Origin of the sequence: Photobacterium aphoticum (assembly GCF_001029435.1) — a bacterium.
In the GTDB taxonomy this organism is placed as follows: domain Bacteria; phylum Pseudomonadota; class Gammaproteobacteria; order Enterobacterales; family Vibrionaceae; genus Photobacterium; species Photobacterium aphoticum.
On record NZ_LDOV01000002.1, the window covers coordinates 52,549 to 70,859 of the forward strand.

Consider the following 18,311-nt stretch of genomic DNA (forward strand, 5'->3'; position numbering starts at 1 on the left):
AATAGTCAATCATTACAGCCGTAGAAACTACGGGCGCTGAATTATACTTCCTCTGGGGAAGAGTGCAAGGATCCTGCGCGGATCCCGACTTGATTCAGGAACTTTTTTAACCGAGGATCATGCGGCTGGGTGAAGATCTGTGCCGGCGGTCCTTGTTCCACCAGCTCCCCGTCGGCCATAAAGATCACCCGATCAGCCACTTCACGGGCAAATTGCATCTCGTGCGTCACCACCAGCATGGTCTGATGGCGGGCGGCAAGGCGCTTCATCAGGCTCAAAACTTCCCCGACCCATTCCGGATCCAGCGCGGATGTGGGCTCATCAAACAGCAACAATTCTGGTGCTAAGGCCATGGCGCGGCCGATCCCGACCCGCTGTTGTTGCCCGCCTGACAGGGCCGCCGGGTAGTGATCCCCTTTGTCGCCCAGACCGATGTCATCGAGGATCGTCTGGGCGTAGGCATGGGCTTTCTTTTTGTCCCAGCCTTTCACGGTGATCAGCCCCTCGGCGATATTTTCTCTCGCCGTTAAGTGGGCGAACAGGGCATAGTGCTGAAACACAAAGCCGGTTTTCCGTCGCAATGCCAGCACGTCTTTGGCTTTCGTGTGCGCACTGTCGACGGTGATGCCGTCAATGGTCACCTGGCCGGCATCGGCGGTTTCCAGAAAGTTGATGCAGCGCAGCAGGGTCGATTTACCGGTACCGGAGGGCCCGATCACCACTACGATTTCCCCTTGTTCAATCTGCAAGTCTAGTCCATCAAACAGCGTATGGTCGCCAAAGCGTTTGGTGAGCTTATTCAGTGTGATCATCGTACGTACGCCTTATTGAGGTAGGCTTCGGCCCAGTGTTGCAGCTGAGTGAGCACTAACACAATGGCCCAGTAGATCAGTGCAACCGCCAGGAAGGCCTCGAAAAATTTGAAGCTGGACGCCGCTTCCATCTGGGCTTTGGCCATGATTTCGGCCACACCCAGGGTAAAGGCCAGCGAGGTGGATTTGATCATATCGATGAAGTAGTTCATCAGTGACGGCAGCGCCACGCGGGTGGCCTGCGGCAAAATGATCCGGCGCATGGCCTGCCATTCGGTCATGCCTATCGACAAACTGGCTTCGTGCTGACTGCGATCGACGCCGGTAATGGCGGCGCGAATGCTCTCGGCCATGTAGGCGGCAAAGTGCAGGGTCAGGCCCAAAATAGCCGCACTGAAGGCATCGAGTCCGATAAAGATCGGGAACAGTTGGGGCAGGCCGTAATAAAGCAGAAATAACTGCACTAATAGCGGGGTGCCACGGAAAAAACTGATATAGAGCTGACTGAGCGGGTTGAGCAACGGCACGCGGTAGATCCGCAACAGGGCCAGGCCCAAGGCCAGGATCACGGCAAACAGGCCACCCCACCATGCCATCTCCAAGGTGGTGCCCAGGTAAGATAGCAGTAAGGGCAATAAGGACAGCATGTAATTCACATCAAACGCCATGAGGGGATCCTTTTTGAATCGAAGGCATAACAGATAAAGCGCACCGCGCTAAAGCGGCAATCCGGCCAACGGGGTTGGCCGGGAAGGTCAGGAACGTGTCGCTAACTGTCGCGAAAAAGCGTATTACTGCGTGATGTCGGTACCGAACCACTTCATTGATAACTCGGTCAGGGTGCCGTCTTTACGCATCGCTTGCAGGGCGGTATTGACCTCATCACGCAGCTGCTTGCCCTTGGCGTTATCGGCAAACGGCCAGGCGTTTTCAATCGGCTCAAAGGTGTCCCCGACCAGTTGCAGCGGCAAATTGGCTTTTTTGATCAATGCCGCTGAAGAGAGGCGATCCATCACAAAAGCATCAGTGCGGCCCAGTGCCACGTCATGCTCGATCCCGCTGTCGTAAGTCTTGATCGTGATCGTATCGGCGTTGTCGAGCTGACGCAGGATCTGCTCGTAGTTGGATCCCAGGTTCACGCCGACGGTTTTGCCGCTTAAATCGGCGGTCGACTGAATGCTGTCGTTGCCTTTGCGTACCACCAACTGGGCGCCATCAATCACGTACGGCTGTGAGAACAGGAATTTGGCTTCACGCTCCGGCGTAATGGTGATTTGGTTCGAGATGGTATCGATGCGGCCGGTTTCAAGCAGGCCGAATAAGCCGGAGAAGCTGGCGGTGACAAATTCCACGTCATAGTCGTTGCGTTTGCCGATCTCATGCCACACATCGACTTCAAAGCCTTGCAGTTGGTCTTGCTTCACAAACGTGAACGGAAAGTAGCGGCCGGACATGCCGACTTTCACTTCCGTTGCCGCGAAGGCGCTGTGACTGACGGTGAGCGCCAGGGTCAGTGCGGTGAGCGCACGGGTTATCCAGTTTTTCATACTACCACTCCGGGAAATGTCATCATCTTGTGCTAATGGTGGCATCCTATCCGGAGGAAGACGGTTTTTTTAAATAACTTGGAGTTATTTCAAATAACAGTTTGTTAGGCTTGTAAACAAGGGATTGTTCATGACTTTGTGGGTAAGCAGGGGTAAAAGTGTGCTGATCTTGCGGTTTTGTGTGCGATCCATGTGAATAAGTCTGATCTTATTCACTGGATCTGCGATCTCTTTGCTGGCGATCCGGCGCCAGCGGGTATAAAATTGCATCCCTTTTTGTGTTTAGTTATTCAGTGTGGAGTCGAACTTGTCATCTTCGCTATGGTTGCAGTGCCTTCAACGCCTTCAAGAAGAACTCCCTGCAACAGAATTCAGTATGTGGGTTCGACCGCTTCAGGCCGAGTTGAACGACAATACGTTGACCTTGTTCGCACCGAACCGTTTTGTGCTTGATTGGGTTCGCGATAAGTACCTCAACAACATCAATCGTCTGCTGAACGAGTTCTGCGGCAATGACGTGCCGATCCTGCGATTTGAAGTGGGCAGTAAGCCTGTCACCGTGCCGCCACCACAACCGGTCGCGGCTCCTGTTGTGCCGGCTGCGGCGCCTGTCGTGACCACACTGAATGATGAGCCGCCGGCCCGTCATTGGGAGCCGGCCCCGTCGCCGGTGCAGCCGGAATCACAAGCGGGCTACCGCTCGAACGTGAATCCGAAGCATAACTTCAATAACTTCGTGGAAGGTAAGTCGAACCAGTTAGGTTTGGCGGCCTGTCGTCAGGTGGCGGATAACCCGGGCGCGGCTTACAATCCGTTGTTTTTGTACGGTGGTACCGGTTTAGGTAAAACCCACTTGTTGCACGCGGTGGGCAACGCGATTGCCGATCGCAAACCGAACGCCAAAGTGGTGTACATGCACTCTGAGCGTTTTGTGCAGGACATGGTGAAAGCCCTGCAAAACAACGCCATTGAAGAATTCAAACGTTACTACCGCAGCGTTGACGCCTTGTTGATCGATGACATTCAGTTTTTCGCCAACAAAGAGCGCTCTCAGGAAGAGTTCTTCCATACCTTCAATGCGCTGTTGGAAGGTAACCAGCAAATCATCCTGACCTCTGACCGCTACCCGCGTGAAATCAACGGGGTGGAAGATCGTCTTAAGTCCCGCTTTGGCTGGGGCCTGACGGTGGCGATTGAGCCGCCGGAGCTGGAAACCCGCGTCGCGATCCTGATGAAAAAAGCCGAGGATCACAACATCCGTCTGGCCGATGAAGTGGCGTTCTTCATTGCCAAGCGTCTGCGCTCCAATGTCCGCGAACTGGAAGGGGCGTTGAACCGCGTGATTGCCAATGCCAACTTTACCGGCCGCGCGATCACCATTGATTTTGTCCGTGAAGCCCTGCGCGATCTGCTGGCTTTGCAGGAAAAACTGGTCACCATCGATAACATTCAAAAGACGGTGGCTGAGTACTATAAAATTAAGATGGCTGATATGCTGTCCAAGCGTCGCTCGCGTTCGGTTGCCCGTCCTCGTCAGATGGCGATGGCACTGGCCAAAGAGCTGACCAACCACAGTCTGCCGGAAATCGGCGATGCGTTTGGTGGCCGTGACCACACCACGGTGCTGCATGCCTGCCGTAAAATCGAGCAGTTGCGTGAAGAGAGCCACGACATCAAAGAAGACTATTCCAACCTAATCAGAACATTGTCGTCTTAATATGAAATTTACCGTAGCACGCGAACAGTTATTGAAACCCCTTCAGCAGGTTTCCGGTGCCTTGGGTAGCCGCCCATCGCTGCCGATTTTAGGAAATATCCTAATGGTGGTTGAGGACGGTTGTCTGTCCATGACCGGTACCGATCTGGAAGTGGAAATGATCGCCCGTCTGGCCCTGGAAGGGGACTTTGATGCGGGTGCGGTGACAGTGCCGTCGCGTAAATTTTTAGATATCTGCCGTGGCCTGCCGGACACCGCGATGATCACCGTTTCGCTGGAAGGCGACCGTGTCATTATTCGCTCTGGCCGTAGCCGTTACACGTTGTCTGTGTTGCCGGCGGCAGATTTCCCGAACATTGAAGACTGGCAGAGTGAAGTTGAGCTGCGTTTGCCGCAAGGGCGTATGCGTCAGCTGATCGACAGTACCCAGTTCTCGATGGCGCACCAAGATGTGCGTTACTACCTGAACGGTATGCTGTTTGAAACCGACGGTCAGCAGCTGCGTTCGGTGGCGACCGATGGTCACCGTATGGCGGTGTGTGCGATCTCGCTCGATGACACCATGCCGGCCAAACAAATTATCGTACCGCGTAAAGGGGTGATGGAGCTGATGCGTCTGCTCGACAGCCCGGAGGACGAGGTACAGATCCAAATTGGTCACTCCAATATTCGCGCCCAGGTGAATAACTACATCTTCACCTCGAAACTGGTGGATGGCCGTTTCCCGGATTACCGTCGTGTGCTGCCGCAAAACAGCACCAAGGTGGTGGAAGCGAGCTGTGATGAGTTACGTAAAGCGTTTTCCCGTGCGGCGATCCTGTCGAACGAGAAATTCCGTGGCGTACGCGTGAACCTGACAGACGGGGAGATGCGCATTACCGCCAACAACCCTGAGCAGGAAGAAGCGGAAGAATTTTTGGATGTGAACTATCAGGGGGCGCCGTTGGAAATTGGTTTCAACGTCAGCTACGTGCTGGATGTGCTCAATACCCTGAAGTGCGATCAGGTGCGTTGGTCGTTGACCGATGCCAACGCCAGTGCGCTACTGGAAGACAGCGCTAACGGCGATGCCATGTATGTGGTCATGCCTATCAGGCTATAAGACATGGCGTTGACCCGTCTTATTGTCAAAGACTTCCGCAACATTGAAGCCTGCGACTTAACCTTGTCGTCAGGCTTTAATTTTTTGGTCGGTGCCAATGGCAGCGGCAAAACCAGTGTGCTGGAAGCGATCCATTTTCTGGGCCACGGTCGCTCGTTCCGCAGTCATTTGACCGGCCGGGTGATCCGCCATGAACAGCCTGAGCTGTTTGTGCATGGCCGCCTCCAGTCAACCGCCACGCAGATTGAACTGCCGGTGGGCATCAACAAAAAGCGGGATGGCACCACCGAGCTGAAAATCGGTGGGGAAGGTAGCCAAAAACTGGCCCAACTGGCGCAGGTGCTGCCGTTGCAGCTGATCACCCCGGAAGGGTTTGAACTGCTCAGTGGCGGCCCGAAATTTCGCCGCGCCTTCATCGATTGGGGCGTGTTTCATGTGGAGCCGGCGTTTTATCACGCCTGGAGCCGGGTGAAGCGCCTGACCAAACAACGTAATGCCTTGCTCAAAACCGCCCGCAGTTACCGCGAGCTAAGCTATTGGGATCAGGAATTGGCCGTACTGGCTGAAGAGATTGACCAATGGCGCGAGGCGTACCTGACTGAGGTGAAAGCCAAGGCGGCGGAGATCTGCCAGGGCTTTTTGCCTGAATTTGATATCCAACTGGGGTACTACCGTGGTTGGGAGAAAGACACCCCGTATGCTGAGCTGTTGCGTCGCAATTTTGAGCGTGATTGCCTGCTGGGGTATACCGCCAGTGGTCCGCACAAGGCTGATTTGCGGATCAAGGTGGCCGGTACACCGGTCGAGGATGTGCTTTCCCGTGGCCAGCTCAAGCTGATGGTGTGTGCATTGCGTTTAGCGCAAGGGGTACATTTAACCGAAGCGACGGGCAAGCAGTGTATATATTTAATTGATGATTTTGCTTCCGAGCTGGATAGCCATCGTCGCACCCTGTTAGCACAACGGCTTCAGGCCACTGGCGCCCAAGTGTTTATCAGTGCGATCAGCATTGAGCAGATAGCTGAAATGCATGATGAAAATGGCAAGATGTTTCATGTGGAACACGGTAAAATAACCGCAGGATAATTTAAGCGAGAGTAACTCAATGTCCAACAACTACGATTCATCAAGTATCAAGGTATTAAAAGGCCTTGATGCGGTACGTAAGCGCCCAGGGATGTACATTGGCGACACCGATGACGGCACTGGTTTGCACCACATGGTCTTTGAGGTTGTCGATAACTCTATCGATGAAGCGCTTGCGGGTCACTGTGAAGATATTATTGTCACCATCCATGAAGATGGTTCGGTGTCGGTGAGCGATGATGGTCGTGGTATTCCGACAGAAATGCACCCAGAAGAAGGGGTGTCGGCGGCAGAAGTGATCATGACCGTGCTGCACGCTGGCGGTAAGTTTGACGATAACTCCTATAAGGTATCCGGTGGTCTGCACGGCGTGGGTGTATCCGTAGTGAACGCCCTGTCTGAGAAGGTGGAACTGACTATCCACCGTGGCGGCCACATTCACCAACAAATCTACCATCACGGTGAGCCACAAGCGCCATTGGCGGTGATTGGCGATACTGACCGCACCGGTACCCGTATCCGTTTCTGGCCAAGTGCAGACACGTTCACCAACATTGAATTCCATTACGAAATTCTGGCAAAACGCCTGCGCGAGCTGTCTTTCCTGAACTCTGGCGTATCGATCAAACTGATTGATGAGCGTGAAGAAGGCAAGATGGACCACTTCATGTACGAAGGCGGTATCCAAGCGTTTGTTCAGCACCTGAACCGTAATAAAACCCCGATCCACCAGAAAGTATTCCATTTTAACCTTGAGCGTGAAGACGGTATCGCGGTGGAAGTGGCGATGCAGTGGAACGATGGTTTCCAGGAAAACATCTACTGTTTCACCAACAACATTCCACAGCGTGACGGTGGTACTCACCTGGCGGGCTTCCGTGGTGCGTTGACCCGTACCCTGAACAACTTCATGGACAAAGAAGGCTACTCGAAGAAAGCCAAAACTGCGACCTCTGGCGATGATGCCCGTGAAGGTTTGACGGCGGTGGTATCGGTGAAAGTGCCGGATCCGAAGTTCTCTAGCCAGACCAAAGATAAACTGGTTTCGAGCGAAGTGAAGCCGGCGGTTGAATCCACCATGGGTGAGAAGCTGAGCGAGTTCTTGCTGGAAAACCCGTCTGACGCGAAAACCGTATGTACCAAAATTATTGATGCGTCCCGTGCCCGTGAAGCGGCGCGTAAAGCCCGTGAAATGACCCGTCGTAAAGGCGCGTTAGATTTGGCTGGCCTACCAGGTAAACTGGCGGACTGTCAGGAAAAAGACCCAGCATTGTCTGAACTCTACATTGTGGAAGGGGACTCAGCGGGCGGCTCTGCGAAGCAGGGACGTAACCGTAAGAACCAGGCTATCCTGCCGCTGAAAGGTAAGATCCTGAACGTAGAGAAAGCCCGTTTTGACAAAATGCTGTCTTCACAGGAAGTGGCAACGCTGATCACGGCCATGGGTTGTGGTATCGGCCGTGATGAATACAATCCGGACAAACTGCGTTACCACAGCATCATCATCATGACCGATGCCGACGTCGATGGTTCGCACATTCGTACGCTACTGTTGACTTTCTTCTACCGTCAAATGCCTGAGCTGATCGAGCGTGGTCATATCTTCATTGCCCAGCCACCGCTGTACAAAGTGAAGAAAGGCAAGCAAGAGCAGTACATTCAGGATGACGAAGACATGAGCCAGTACCAGGTGACCTTGGCACTGGACAACGCGGCACTGTTCACGGCAGAAGGCGCACCGGCCATTTCAGGTGAAGCGCTGGAAGCCTTGGTGAAGCAGTTCAACAACGCCGGTAAGCTGGTGGAACGCATGAGCCGCCGTTACCCAACACTGCTGCTGAATGAGTTCATCTACCAGCCACGTTTGGCGGTTGAATCGCTGGCGGATCAAGCGGCAGTAGAAGCATGGTTGCAGCCATTGGTGGCAGCACTGAATGCCAAGCAGTCGGGCGAGAGCCAGTACAGTGCGAAAGTGATCCGTGATGAAGAGCAGGGTGTGTGGCTGCCGAAAGTGACCGTTCGTACCCACGGTGTGGATCACGAGCACCCACTGAGCCTGGATCTGCTGAACTCGAAAGAGTACAGCAAGCTGGCGGATATGTCTGAAGCGCTGCATGAATTGCTGGAAGACTCTGCGTATGTTCAGCGTGGCGAGCGTAAGCAGCCGATCAGCAGCTTCAAAGAAGCGTTGGATTGGTTGATCAAAGAATCCCGTCGTGGTCTGAGCCTGCAGCGATACAAAGGTCTGGGTGAGATGAACCCAGAGCAGCTATGGGAAACCACCATGGATCCTGAATCGCGTCGTATGATGCAGGTGACCATCAATGATGCCGTAGCGGCGGATGAGCTGTTCACCACATTGATGGGTGATCAGGTTGAACCGCGTCGTCACTTCATTGAAGCGAACGCCCTGAACGCTAACCTGGATATTTAATTTTAAAGATTACATCTAGGTAGCCCATTTGGGATAGCGAACGTCATGCCTCGCGCCTGACGAAACAAAAAACGCCGCACGCTGTTGTGGCGTTTTTTTTGTCTTTTTTTCGCCATACGGGGTTGGAAACGTTTTGCCGCATCCACATATCTATTAATGAAAAGCAGGTAATGAAGAGCAGGGTGCCATAGGTTGGGCCCGCGTTGTACTTGTCCCTGAAGGGAGAGTCGCTTCATGACTGCGATGACAACATTGCTTCTAAGAAGGATATCACCATGCGTAATCTTGATTTCACACCCCTATACCGTTCTGCGATTGGCTTTGACCGTTTGTTTAATCAAATGGAAAAACAAGCCGCCAATAACAATGCCGGTTACCCTCCGTACAATATCGAACAGCAAGACGAGCACCACTACCGCATTACTATGGCGGTGGCCGGTTTTGCCGAGTCGCAACTGGATATTACGCAACAGCAAAACAAGCTGATTGTGCGTGGCACCCGTGAAGGGCAGCCCGAGGTGGCCCGTGAGTACCTGTACCAAGGCATTGCAGAGCGCGATTTTGAACGTAAGTTCCAGCTGGCTGATTACGTGAAAGTGATTGGGGCCCAGATGGAAAACGGCTTGCTGCATATCGATCTGGAACGCGAAATTCCGGAAGAGCAGAAGCCGCGTAAAATTGCGATTAACGGCCGTCAGTTGCTGGAAAGCGAATAAGCATGACGCTGTCAGTTAACAGCGGTTATCGGAATCGTCGTTAACGAAAAAAGGTGTGAAAGGTCAGCGAAGGCTGACCTTTTTTATTGCCTGAATATCACGCTCAACAGCGTGAGAGGGGTAAAGCTTACCGTTGAGTGGTGTTGCCGCGTTTCACGTGAAACGTTTATCACCGACATCGTTAGTCATTAACCGGCTTGATAGGCGGCCGCCACTTCTTCTGCAATGATCGCAATGCCTTTTTGCATCACCTCATCACTTTGAACGTAGTTCATGCGCAGGCATTCATGGCCGTGTTGCCAGTCGTCCTCCAAGCCAATAAAGAAATACTCGCCCGGCACAATCAGTACGCCACGCGCTTTTAAGCGGCGGTAGAGTTCCAGCGTGCTGATCGGTAGATCCTTAAACCACAGCCAGAGGAAAATGGCGCCTTCCGGTTTGTGAATACGAAAGCGGGGATCGGGAATGGCAGCCTGCAAGCGCGACACGGCATGTTGGGCCTTGCGTAAGTAATACGGCTTGATGACGTTTTCACTCAGCGGCAGTAAGTCGTTGCGCTTGATCATCTGATGGGCTATGGCCGGGCCGACACTGCCGGGTGCCAGACTCAATACTCCGTTCATATTGGCCATGGCGGTAATGATATCGGCATGGGCGATCACGATGCCGCAACGCACGCCGGGCAAGCCCAGTTTGGACAGGCTCATGCACAGAATCGTGTTGCTGTTCCAGAACGGTTTAACCGACTCAAAGATGATATCCGGGAACGGGGTGCCGTAGGCATTATCGATGATCAGCGGAATATTGTGGGCGCGGGCAAGGGCATCCAGTTTGGCAATTTCTGCATCGGTCAGTACATTGCCGGTCGGGTTGGTGGGACGAGATGCACAAATTGCCCCGATGTGCTCATCCACCACAAGGCGGTCAAAGTCGACATGGTATTTGAATTGCCCGTTATCGAGCAGGGTGATTTCCGGCCGGTAGGAGATGAACATGTCATCGCTCAGGCCGGTATCGCCATAGCCAATGTATTCCGGCGCCAAAGGAAGCAGAATTTTTTTCTTGCCGTGGGCGGTGTCGCCGGCGAGCAAGTTGAACAGATTGAAAAAGGCGCTTTGGCTGCCGTTGGTCAGGGCGATGTTGTCTGCGGTGATCGGCCAGCCGTACTGTTGGTGTAACAGGGCGGCCAGGGATTGCAGAAAGGTGTCCTTGCCCTGCGGGCCATCATAGTTGGTGAGCGCTTGGGTCAACTCGCCACTGTCGGCCATCTCTCGGCACAGTGCGGTAAAGTAGTCGACCATTTCCGGGATTTGCGCGGGGTTACCGCCGCCCAACATAATCGCATTGGGGGTGCGTAGACCGTCGTTCAAATCATCCATTAATTGGGTGATCGCAGAATAGCGGGCGAACTTGTCACCGAATGTAGAAAACTCCATGTTTATACTTCTGACCTCGGTTGGTGAATTGTCTGTCTCGTGTGCAATATGGTTATGATGTGTGTTGTGTTCGTCCTCAACATACCGCAATGCGCGGGGCAGGAAAAGCAGATTGAAGGGGCGGTGAGGGTGTTTTTATCGGGTGGCTTTCGGATGAGTGCAAGGGCGTTTCACGTGAAACCGGTGTAATGAGCCTGGTATGGCAACGAGAGAGGTGTGTGGTGAGGATTGGGTAAGCGCGTGATGGGGGCTGTGAAGAAAACGGGCGTGGGGGGCGTGAGTCGCATGCGGCAGGCATAAAAAAGCCCCGATCGAGATCAGGGCTTAGGCGTACGTAACGCTGAATTACTTCTGAAGCAGAGAGATATCCGCCACTTTCAGGAATTCGTTACGCAGTAGGTTCAGCATAGTCAGACGGTTCACTTTCAGTGCTTCGTCATCTGCCATTACCATCACGTTGTCGAAGAACGCATCAACTGCTTCACGCAGGTTCGCCAGCTCAGACAGTGCCTGCTGGTAGTTACCCGCTGCAAAGACCGGTGCCAGTGTCGCTAGCATCGCTTCTACGTCTTTCGCCAGTGCTTTTTCTGCGTCTTCAATCAGTAGTGACTGATCGATGTTCGCGGCCAATTCACCGTCGAATTTCGCCAGGATGTTACCCACACGCTTGTTCGCGGCTGCCAGAGATTCTGCCGCATCCAGTGAACGGAAGTGGCTGACGGCTTTCACACGCTTGTCGAAATCAGCAGGCTGGGTTGGACGACGTGCCAATACTGCTTGGATCACATCCACGCTGTGGCCTTCGTCTTGGTACCATGCACGGAAACGACCTAGCATGAATTCCAACACTTCTTCTTCCACGTTCTGGTTGGTTAGCTTACCGTCCAGCAGTTCACGGGCTTTGCCGATCAGGGCCACAAGGTCCAGATCGTAGCCGTTTTCTACGATGATACGTAGGATGCCCAATGCCGCACGACGCAGCGCAAATGGGTCACTGCCTTTTGGTGCCTGACCGATACCGAAGATACCCACTAGGGTGTCTAGCTTGTCAGCCATTGCAACCGCAGCCGATACCGCTGTGCTTGGTAGGGCATCGCCTGCGAAACGTGGCATGTACTGCTCGTTCAGCGCCAGTGCCACTTCTTCTGCTTCACCGTCGTGGCGTGCGTAGTGCATGCCCATCACACCTTGGGTGTCAGTGAATTCGAAGACCATAGAGGTCATCAGATCACACTTCGACAGCAGACCCGCACGTTCAGCGTGCTCGATGTTTGCACCGATTTGTGGGGCGATGAAGCCAGCCAGCGCAGTGATACGATCCGTCTTGTCACGTAGGCTACCTAGTTGCTTCTGGAACAGTACGTTATCCAATTCAGGCAGACGTTCAATCAACGGACGCTTACGGTCAGTGTTGAAGAAGAACTCGGCGTCAGCAAGACGTGGGCGAACCACTTTCTCGTTACCGCTGATGATTTGGCTTGGATCTTTCGAGATGATGTTTGATACGAAGATGAACTTCGGTAGCAGTTTGCCCGCCGCGTCGTACACTGGGAAGTACTTCTGATCGCCTTTCATGGTGTAAACCAAGGCTTCAGACGGCACTTTCAGGAACTCTTCTTCGAATGACGCCGTCAGTACTACCGGCCATTCAACCAATGAGGTCACTTCTTCAACCAGATCATCTTCCAGATCGGCGATACCGCCAACCGCTTGTGCGGCTTGCTGTGCATCTGCCAGGATGATGGCTTTACGGGCTTCGTAGTTCGCCATCACTTTGCCGCGCTCTTCCAGTAGCGTCAGGTACTGATCAGCGTGGTCGATAGTGATTTCAGCTTCACCCATGAAACGGTGGCCACGGATGATACGGCCAGATTCCACACCCAGAATGGTGCCCGGGATCAGCTCGTCACCCAATAGCATGGTCAGGGTTTTCACCGGACGGATGAACTGTGTCTCTTTGTCACCCCAACGCATTGGCTTTGGAATAGGCAGTTTTGCCAGCGCGTTTGCCGCCAGTTCACATAGCAGTGATTGTGCCGCTTGGCCTTTCACTTCTTGTTTGAACAGGAGCCATTCGCCTTTGTCCGTGACCATGCGCTCAGCTTGCTCAACGGTGATACCGTTGCCGCGTGCCCAGCCTTGTGCCGCTTTCGTCGGGTTACCGTCAGCGTCAAACGCAGAAGCAACCGCAGGACCACGCTTCTCGACCACTTTGTCTGCCTGGCCTTCTGCCAGTGCCGTCACTTTCAGTGCCAGACGACGTGGTGCGGCGTACCATTCGATACCCTGGTGAGCAAGATCGGCTGCACTCAGTTCTGCGGCGAAGTTGTCAGCAAAGGCTTGCGCCAGTGTACGCAGTGCTTTTGGTGGTAGCTCTTCCGTACCCAGTTCAATTAGGAAATTCTTTTCGCTCATGCCGTGCCCTTACTTATTAGTTTTACACATAGGGAAGCCCAGGGCTTCACGAGATGCGTAGTACGCTTCGGCAACTTGCTTAGTCAGGTTGCGGATACGCAGGATGTAACGCTGGCGCTCTGTCACAGAGATCGCTTTGCGAGCATCAAGTAGGTTGAAAGCATGGCCGGCTTTTAGGATGCGCTCGTATGCCGGTAGTGGCAGTGGCGTGTCCAGTTCAAGCAGGGTTTTACATTCTTTTTCACACTGATCGAAGAAAGTGAACAGGAAGTCCACGTCAGCGTGTTCGAAGTTGTACGTTGACTGTTCTACTTCGTTCTGGTGGAAAATGTCACCGTAGGTCACTTTACCTAGCGGGCCATCGGTCCAGACCAGATCGTACACCGAGTCTACACCCTGGATGTACATGGCAAGACGCTCGATACCGTAGGTGATTTCGCCTGTAACCGGCTTACACTCAAGGCCGCCGACCTGCTGGAAGTAGGTGAACTGTGTCACTTCCATTCCGTTCAACCAAACTTCCCAGCCCAGACCCCAGGCACCCAATGTCGGGTTTTCCCAGTTGTCTTCTACAAAGCGGATGTCGTGTACTTGGGTGTCGATGCCCAGCGCTTCCAGTGAACCCAGGTACAATTCCTGGATGTTGTCTGGTGATGGCTTGATGATCACCTGGAACTGGTAGTAGTGCTGTAGGCGGTTAGGGTTTTCACCGTAACGGCCATCGGTTGGACGGCGAGAAGGTTGTACATACGCCGCTGCAATTGGCTCTGGACCTAACGCACGTAGACATGTCATTGGGTGAGAGGTACCTGCACCGACTTCCATGTCCAATGGCTGTACGATAGTACAACCTTGTTGGCCCCAGTAATCCTGCAGCGCGAGGATCATGCCCTGAAAGGTTTTAATGTCGAATTTCTGCATTGTCAGCTTCGCGTGATTGATGGATAAATGGATTTTACGTAACTATCCAGTATACCTCGCCAGCCTTTACGCTAGTAGGGTTTGTGCATGTTTTTTGGTCATCTTTATTTAAATTGCGCAATTTGCTGTGGGAAAGGCAGAGTGCCTCGTGGAATTTTACATTGCTCTGATATCCATTGGATTGGGATGCGTACAATGCGACTATCATCAATGTCATTAGTGGGTGGGAGATCCCATCGCTAATTCGCATACACAATAACATCGGCCAGACGCCGAGCTGAGTAAGTAGGATAACGAAGATGGATTTGACGATTAGCGCTAAATCGAGCAAATGGGTCCGTAACATGGTATTCGCCACCGCAGCGGCGGTCGTGGCGACAGGCTGTTCGACCACTAACCCTTACACCGGTGAATCGCAAACAGCGAAAGCGACCACAGGTTCTGTGATCGGTGCTATCGCTGGTGCGGCCATTGGTGTGGCGTCATCAAGCAAGAGCGATCGCGGTAAAGGTGCCCTGATTGGTGCCGCTTCCGGTGCGGCATTGGGTGGTGGCATCGGCTACTACATGGACGTGCAGGAAGCTGAGCTCCGTAAGCAGCTGCAATCAACCGGTATCAGTGTGTCCCGTGACGGTGACAACATTGTGCTGCACATGCCAAACGCGATCACCTTTGGTTTTGATCAGACGGATCTGAGTGCGACAGCGAAAAAAGCGTTGTACAACGTGTCGTTAGTGGTGAAAGAGTACGATAAGACCATGCTGAACGTGTATGGCTTTACCGATAGCACCGGTGCGGATGCGTATAACCTGCGTCTGTCTCAGGTACGTGCAAGCGAAGTGAGCAACCAGTTGATGCGTGATGGCGTGGCTAGCAACCGTATCGTGACCAAAGGCATGGGTGAAGCCCATCCGATTGCGTCAAACAACTCTGAGCAAGGCCGTGCGGAAAACCGCCGAGTTGAAATTGTATTGTCACCACGCTCGTAATCGCGGCGGGGAATGACTGTTGATGAAGGGGCATGATGCCCCTTTTTTTGTGCCTCCCGTTTTTGTGCGCGGTCGGATTAGGGCGTGGCATGGGTTGATCCTCCCTGAGGGGATCGTTACAATTGCGCTTCCTTTGGGGAGTAGCCGCTTGTCCTAACAAGACCACCGTCAACACATTTGAAGCACATCTTCATGGCGTTGGTGACTCACACAATCCCTACACGTGAGTTTGGCGAGACCATTGGTAAACCAGCATGAACCGGGGTGGGGCGTGCCTGTTTACCTGTGGTTTTTTGTTGTCCTCGCCCCCAAGAGCCTGTCGTGAGTGTTTTAGCTGTATCCATTACTACCGTTGCGTTAGCCGAGATTGGGGATAAAACCCAACTGCTGTCTTTGCTGTTAGCCAGCCGTTACCGCAAACCTGTTCCTATTATTTTGGCGATTTTCTTTGCCACCATTGCCAACCATGCGCTGGCGGCGTGGCTGGGTGTGGTCGTGGCCGATTACCTGACCCCCGAGGTCCTCAAATGGGTGCTGGTGGTGAGCTTTGTGGCCATGGCGGGGTGGATTTTGATCCCTGATAAACTCGATGATGAGGAAACCCTTTCCAACCGTGGGCCGTTCATTGCCAGTTTCATTGCCTTCTTTGTGGCAGAAATTGGCGACAAAACGCAGGTGGCCACCACCATGTTGGGCGCCAATTACCACGATGCGCTGGTGTGGGTGATCCTCGGCACCACCATCGGCATGCTGCTGGCCAATGTGCCGGTGGTGTTGATCGGGAAATTGTCGGCAGAGCGCATGCCATTAGGGGCGATCCGTAAAATCACCGCGTGCCTGTTCTTGATTTTGGCCGTCGGCGCGGCATTGGGGTTATAAGCCAAGAACGGCCGAGATACACCGAGTGACAGAGCGCGTTTCACGTGAAACCTGCGCCACGCCCGTCGCCCGAAGACCTGTCAGGGTTTGAGAAATTGTGCGGTGATGCACAAGGGTGAATGACAATGGTGTGACGGCTGAGCAAAGTGTGAGGCGGACTGCGGTGTGCGTTGAGTGGGCATGCTAGGGTAAGGCTGTGAGTCTGATCGAGGCGTGTTGAGGAGGGGTTATGGACCGTTTTCTTGCAATATCACCACAGAGTCAGTTTTGGCTGTTCAATCTGGCACTCGCACTGAACATTCTGGGGATGGTACTGACTGACATGTGGCTGCCGATGGTGGTGGGCGCATTGGTGATGACGTACTTATCCGTTGATGCGTTGGTGCGGATCCGCTATGTCATTCCGATGAAAAAGGAGATGCGGGATTTGCGCCATGAGCTGGAAAAAGCCCAGCGCCAATTGCGTGAGAGTAGCGAAACCAGCTACCGCGACTGATCCCTCTAACATGCAAAAGGCAGCTCATTGAGCTGCCTTTTTTAGTCGCGGCCTTTCTTGATCAGAAAGCGGTACGGCACCGTGTCGGTGTCAGCCGCGACTAAGGTGTGATCCATAAAGCGACAGAAGCTTGGAATATCACGGGTGGTCGACGGATCGTCGGCGGTGATCAGCAAGGTATCACCGTCTGCCATTTTCCTTACGGTCTTACGCACCATCATCACCGGCTCTGGGCAGCGCAGTCCTTCTGCATCGAGTGTATGGGTGGCATTGTCAAAATGTGCAGTCATAGCATTTACAGGTTATTGCGGGGAAGGCGTGATCATACCGATGGGCAAGAATTAATCAATAAGGGTTGGCAAAGAAGGGTAAAGCGTGTAACGTAATTAACAAGTCGTTAACGTTAACTTCTGATGGATTAGGAGGAATTATGTTGACTCAGATGGATCGCCTGACCATTTACGCGGTGCTGTGTTTTATCACTTTTTGTACCTTACTTTTACGCGCACCGGAAGACACCAGCTTGATCACCCTGGGCGGGTTGATCGCAGCGGCATTGGGGTTATGGCTGGAATTAACCCAGTCGGCGGAACTCGAAGAAGAAGAGCCGTGATCCCACACCTCTCAACACACTCCCAGTTTTCTTGGGCTTCCCCGCTTTTTGAGCGGGATTTTTTTTATTGGGCACGACATAATTAGCCACAGACTCGATCATAAAAGGTTAGCTATGGAGCTCGAAGAAGTTTATCGCCGGGATTTGAACTTGCTGGTGGCATTGAAGGTGCTGCTGGAAGAAGGCAGTGTCAGCAAAGCGGCTGTGCGGCTTAATTTAAGTCAGTCGGCGATGAGTCGCGTATTAGGGCGATTGCGTGATTTGCTGGGGGATCCGCTGTTTACCCGTCAGGGTCAGCGCTTGCTGCCGACCGAACGCGCGCTTGAGCTCAATGAGCTGCTTAACGAGCCGTTGGAGTCGATGCGTACCCTGCTGACCCCCAACGATTTCCAGCCCCATGCCTGCCAGCAACGTTTTGTGATTGCCACCACCGATTACGCCATGCAGACGATTTTGCCGTTTGCCCTGCCGCGTATTTACAGCGAAGCGCCGGCCATCTCGTTGGAGTTTGCCCCGCTGCAGCACGATCACATGCTGACGCAGCTCACCTCTGATGGCTGTGACATGGCGATCTGCCGCCCGACCGGGCCGGTGGAGCCGCTGTGCAGCGATCACTTAGGGCGTGTGAGCGTGTTTTGTATGTTGTCCAAACACCACCCGCTGGCGGACGCAGAGCTGACCGTGCAGGATTACCTGACCTATCCGCACGCCATGATTGCCATCAGTGATGGGGTGAAGGCCCTGATTGATGAGGCACTGCGTGGCTATCCGGCCCGTAAGATGGCATTGCGGGCATACCATTTGGAAGCGGCGCTGGCGATTGTTGAAACCATGCCATTGATCATTACGGTGCCGGCGGATTTGGCGTACCTGGTGGCAGACAAACATGACTTGGTGGTGAAACCGCTGCCGTTTGAGTTTAAGCCGTTTGATTATTCGCTGATCTGGCATCCGCGTTGTGAACACTCTGCGCCGCAGATCTGGCTGCGCCAGTTGATCAAAGAAGAGTGTGGCAAGCTGATTGATAAGCGCGTGCATGACTTGGGGTTGATTTAATCCCGCTTTATTCACGCGCATGTCTGGACAAAACATCCGATAAAAAAAGGCCAGCGCGAGGCTGGCCAATGTAGTCACGTTGCCTAGACAGG

Annotated in this window: 17 protein-coding genes and 1 riboswitch; of the genes, 10 read left to right on the forward strand and 7 right to left on the reverse strand. The window is 53.4% G+C overall.

Features of this window, described 5'->3' with window-relative positions; genetic code table 11:
- Positions 1 to 41 precede the first annotated feature (41 nt).
- The 3 genes from ABT58_RS01320 to ABT58_RS01330 form a co-directional block, all read right to left on the reverse strand.
- Positions 42 to 812 carry an amino acid ABC transporter ATP-binding protein gene (locus ABT58_RS01320; RefSeq protein ID WP_047872562.1) on the reverse strand — a complete coding sequence of 257 codons (771 nt, stop codon included), beginning with the start codon at positions 810 to 812 and terminating at the stop codon, positions 42 to 44.
- Positions 809 to 1,480, reverse strand: coding sequence for an amino acid ABC transporter permease (locus ABT58_RS01325; protein ID WP_047872563.1), 672 nt, complete (start codon positions 1,478 to 1,480; stop codon positions 809 to 811). The genes ABT58_RS01320 and ABT58_RS01325 overlap by 4 nt, the downstream gene beginning before the upstream one ends.
- A gap of 123 nt (positions 1,481 to 1,603) precedes the next feature.
- Complete coding sequence (locus tag ABT58_RS01330; RefSeq protein ID WP_047872564.1) at positions 1,604 to 2,359, reverse strand: amino acid ABC transporter substrate-binding protein; 756 nt, start codon at positions 2,357 to 2,359, stop codon at positions 1,604 to 1,606.
- Positions 2,360 to 2,666: 307 nt separating this feature from the next.
- On the opposite strand from ABT58_RS01330, the gene dnaA reads away from it, so the two are divergent.
- The 5 genes from dnaA to ABT58_RS01355 all read left to right on the forward strand — a co-directional run bounded on the left by dnaA (position 2,667) and on the right by ABT58_RS01355 (position 9,414).
- Positions 2,667 to 4,076, forward strand: coding sequence for a chromosomal replication initiator protein DnaA (dnaA, locus tag ABT58_RS01335; protein ID WP_047872565.1), 1,410 nt, complete (start codon positions 2,667 to 2,669; stop codon positions 4,074 to 4,076).
- A 1-nt stretch (position 4,077) separates the two neighbouring features.
- A complete protein-coding gene (gene dnaN / locus ABT58_RS01340; protein ID WP_047872566.1) occupies positions 4,078 to 5,178 on the forward strand; it encodes a DNA polymerase III subunit beta in 1,101 nt (366 codons plus the stop codon).
- 3 nt (positions 5,179 to 5,181) lie between these two features.
- Entirely contained in the window at positions 5,182 to 6,264 is a 1,083-nt protein-coding gene (recF, locus tag ABT58_RS01345; RefSeq protein WP_047872567.1) for a DNA replication/repair protein RecF, read from the forward strand.
- A 19-nt stretch (positions 6,265 to 6,283) separates the two neighbouring features.
- Complete coding sequence (gyrB, locus tag ABT58_RS01350; RefSeq protein ID WP_047872568.1) at positions 6,284 to 8,698, forward strand: DNA topoisomerase (ATP-hydrolyzing) subunit B; 2,415 nt, start codon at positions 6,284 to 6,286, stop codon at positions 8,696 to 8,698.
- A gap of 275 nt (positions 8,699 to 8,973) precedes the next feature.
- Positions 8,974 to 9,414 carry an Hsp20 family protein gene (locus ABT58_RS01355; protein ID WP_047872569.1) on the forward strand — a complete coding sequence of 147 codons (441 nt, stop codon included), beginning with the start codon at positions 8,974 to 8,976 and terminating at the stop codon, positions 9,412 to 9,414.
- Positions 9,415 to 9,602: 188 nt separating this feature from the next.
- Here ABT58_RS01355 and ABT58_RS01360 read toward each other — a convergent pair whose 3' ends face one another.
- From ABT58_RS01360 to glyQ, 3 genes are all read right to left on the reverse strand, one after another.
- The gene (locus tag ABT58_RS01360) at positions 9,603 to 10,850 is read right to left on the reverse strand and encodes a valine--pyruvate transaminase (RefSeq protein ID WP_047872570.1); all 1,248 of its coding nucleotides are present in this window, start codon (positions 10,848 to 10,850) and stop codon (positions 9,603 to 9,605) included.
- Between the two features lie 345 nt (positions 10,851 to 11,195).
- Positions 11,196 to 13,265: a glycine--tRNA ligase subunit beta gene (glyS, locus tag ABT58_RS01365; protein ID WP_047872571.1), complete on the reverse strand. Its 2,070-nt coding sequence runs from the start codon at positions 13,263 to 13,265 to the stop codon at positions 11,196 to 11,198.
- A gap of 9 nt (positions 13,266 to 13,274) precedes the next feature.
- On the reverse strand, positions 13,275 to 14,186 hold the full coding sequence (glyQ, locus tag ABT58_RS01370) for a glycine--tRNA ligase subunit alpha (RefSeq protein ID WP_047872572.1): 912 nt from the start codon (positions 14,184 to 14,186) through the stop codon (positions 13,275 to 13,277).
- Between the two features lie 299 nt (positions 14,187 to 14,485).
- Between glyQ and ABT58_RS01375 the strand changes: the two genes are divergently transcribed.
- The 3 genes from ABT58_RS01375 (at position 14,486) to ABT58_RS01385 (ending at position 16,550) form a co-directional block, all read left to right on the forward strand.
- The gene (locus ABT58_RS01375) at positions 14,486 to 15,175 is read left to right on the forward strand and encodes a YiaD family glycine zipper/OmpA-like lipoprotein (RefSeq protein WP_082210904.1); all 690 of its coding nucleotides are present in this window, start codon (positions 14,486 to 14,488) and stop codon (positions 15,173 to 15,175) included.
- Positions 15,176 to 15,305: 130 nt separating this feature from the next.
- Positions 15,306 to 15,406: riboswitch (yybP-ykoY riboswitch) on the forward strand.
- Positions 15,407 to 15,496: 90 nt separating this feature from the next.
- Entirely contained in the window at positions 15,497 to 16,054 is a 558-nt protein-coding gene (locus ABT58_RS01380) for a TMEM165/GDT1 family protein (protein ID WP_047872573.1), read from the forward strand.
- A gap of 229 nt (positions 16,055 to 16,283) precedes the next feature.
- On the forward strand, positions 16,284 to 16,550 hold the full coding sequence (locus ABT58_RS01385; RefSeq protein WP_047872574.1) for a hypothetical protein: 267 nt from the start codon (positions 16,284 to 16,286) through the stop codon (positions 16,548 to 16,550).
- A 41-nt stretch (positions 16,551 to 16,591) separates the two neighbouring features.
- Here ABT58_RS01385 and tusA read toward each other — a convergent pair whose 3' ends face one another.
- On the reverse strand, positions 16,592 to 16,840 hold the full coding sequence (gene tusA / locus ABT58_RS01390) for a sulfurtransferase TusA (protein WP_047872575.1): 249 nt from the start codon (positions 16,838 to 16,840) through the stop codon (positions 16,592 to 16,594).
- A gap of 140 nt (positions 16,841 to 16,980) precedes the next feature.
- Here tusA and ABT58_RS01395 point away from each other — a divergent pair, with 140 nt between their 5' ends.
- The gene (locus ABT58_RS01395; protein WP_047872576.1) at positions 16,981 to 17,163 is read left to right on the forward strand and encodes a hypothetical protein; all 183 of its coding nucleotides are present in this window, start codon (positions 16,981 to 16,983) and stop codon (positions 17,161 to 17,163) included.
- Between the two features lie 114 nt (positions 17,164 to 17,277).
- Complete coding sequence (locus tag ABT58_RS01400) at positions 17,278 to 18,219, forward strand: LysR family transcriptional regulator (protein ID WP_047872577.1); 942 nt, start codon at positions 17,278 to 17,280, stop codon at positions 18,217 to 18,219.
- Positions 18,220 to 18,311 lie beyond the last annotated feature (92 nt).

Excerpts from the sequence above, each read along its gene's own strand:
- ABT58_RS01320 (WP_047872562.1), bottom strand. The coding sequence starts at position 812 with ATGATCACACTGAATAAGCTCACCAAACGCTTTGGCGACCATACGCTG.
- ABT58_RS01325 (WP_047872563.1), bottom strand. The coding sequence starts at position 1,480 with ATGGCGTTTGATGTGAATTACATGCTGTCCTTATTGCCCTTACTGCTA.
- ABT58_RS01330 (WP_047872564.1), bottom strand. The coding sequence starts at position 2,359 with ATGAAAAACTGGATAACCCGTGCGCTCACCGCACTGACCCTGGCGCTC.
- dnaN (WP_047872566.1), top strand. The coding sequence starts at position 4,078 with ATGAAATTTACCGTAGCACGCGAACAGTTATTGAAACCCCTTCAGCAG.
- recF (WP_047872567.1), top strand. The coding sequence starts at position 5,182 with ATGGCGTTGACCCGTCTTATTGTCAAAGACTTCCGCAACATTGAAGCC.
- gyrB (WP_047872568.1), top strand. The coding sequence starts at position 6,284 with ATGTCCAACAACTACGATTCATCAAGTATCAAGGTATTAAAAGGCCTT.
- ABT58_RS01355 (WP_047872569.1), top strand. The coding sequence starts at position 8,974 with ATGCGTAATCTTGATTTCACACCCCTATACCGTTCTGCGATTGGCTTT.
- ABT58_RS01360 (WP_047872570.1), bottom strand. The coding sequence starts at position 10,850 with ATGGAGTTTTCTACATTCGGTGACAAGTTCGCCCGCTATTCTGCGATC.
- glyS (WP_047872571.1), bottom strand. The coding sequence starts at position 13,265 with ATGAGCGAAAAGAATTTCCTAATTGAACTGGGTACGGAAGAGCTACCA.
- glyQ (WP_047872572.1), bottom strand. The coding sequence starts at position 14,186 with ATGCAGAAATTCGACATTAAAACCTTTCAGGGCATGATCCTCGCGCTG.
- ABT58_RS01375 (WP_082210904.1), top strand. The coding sequence starts at position 14,486 with ATGGATTTGACGATTAGCGCTAAATCGAGCAAATGGGTCCGTAACATG.
- ABT58_RS01385 (WP_047872574.1), top strand. The coding sequence starts at position 16,284 with ATGGACCGTTTTCTTGCAATATCACCACAGAGTCAGTTTTGGCTGTTC.
- tusA (WP_047872575.1), bottom strand. The coding sequence starts at position 16,840 with ATGACTGCACATTTTGACAATGCCACCCATACACTCGATGCAGAAGGA.
- ABT58_RS01395 (WP_047872576.1), top strand. The coding sequence starts at position 16,981 with ATGTTGACTCAGATGGATCGCCTGACCATTTACGCGGTGCTGTGTTTT.
- ABT58_RS01400 (WP_047872577.1), top strand. The coding sequence starts at position 17,278 with ATGGAGCTCGAAGAAGTTTATCGCCGGGATTTGAACTTGCTGGTGGCA.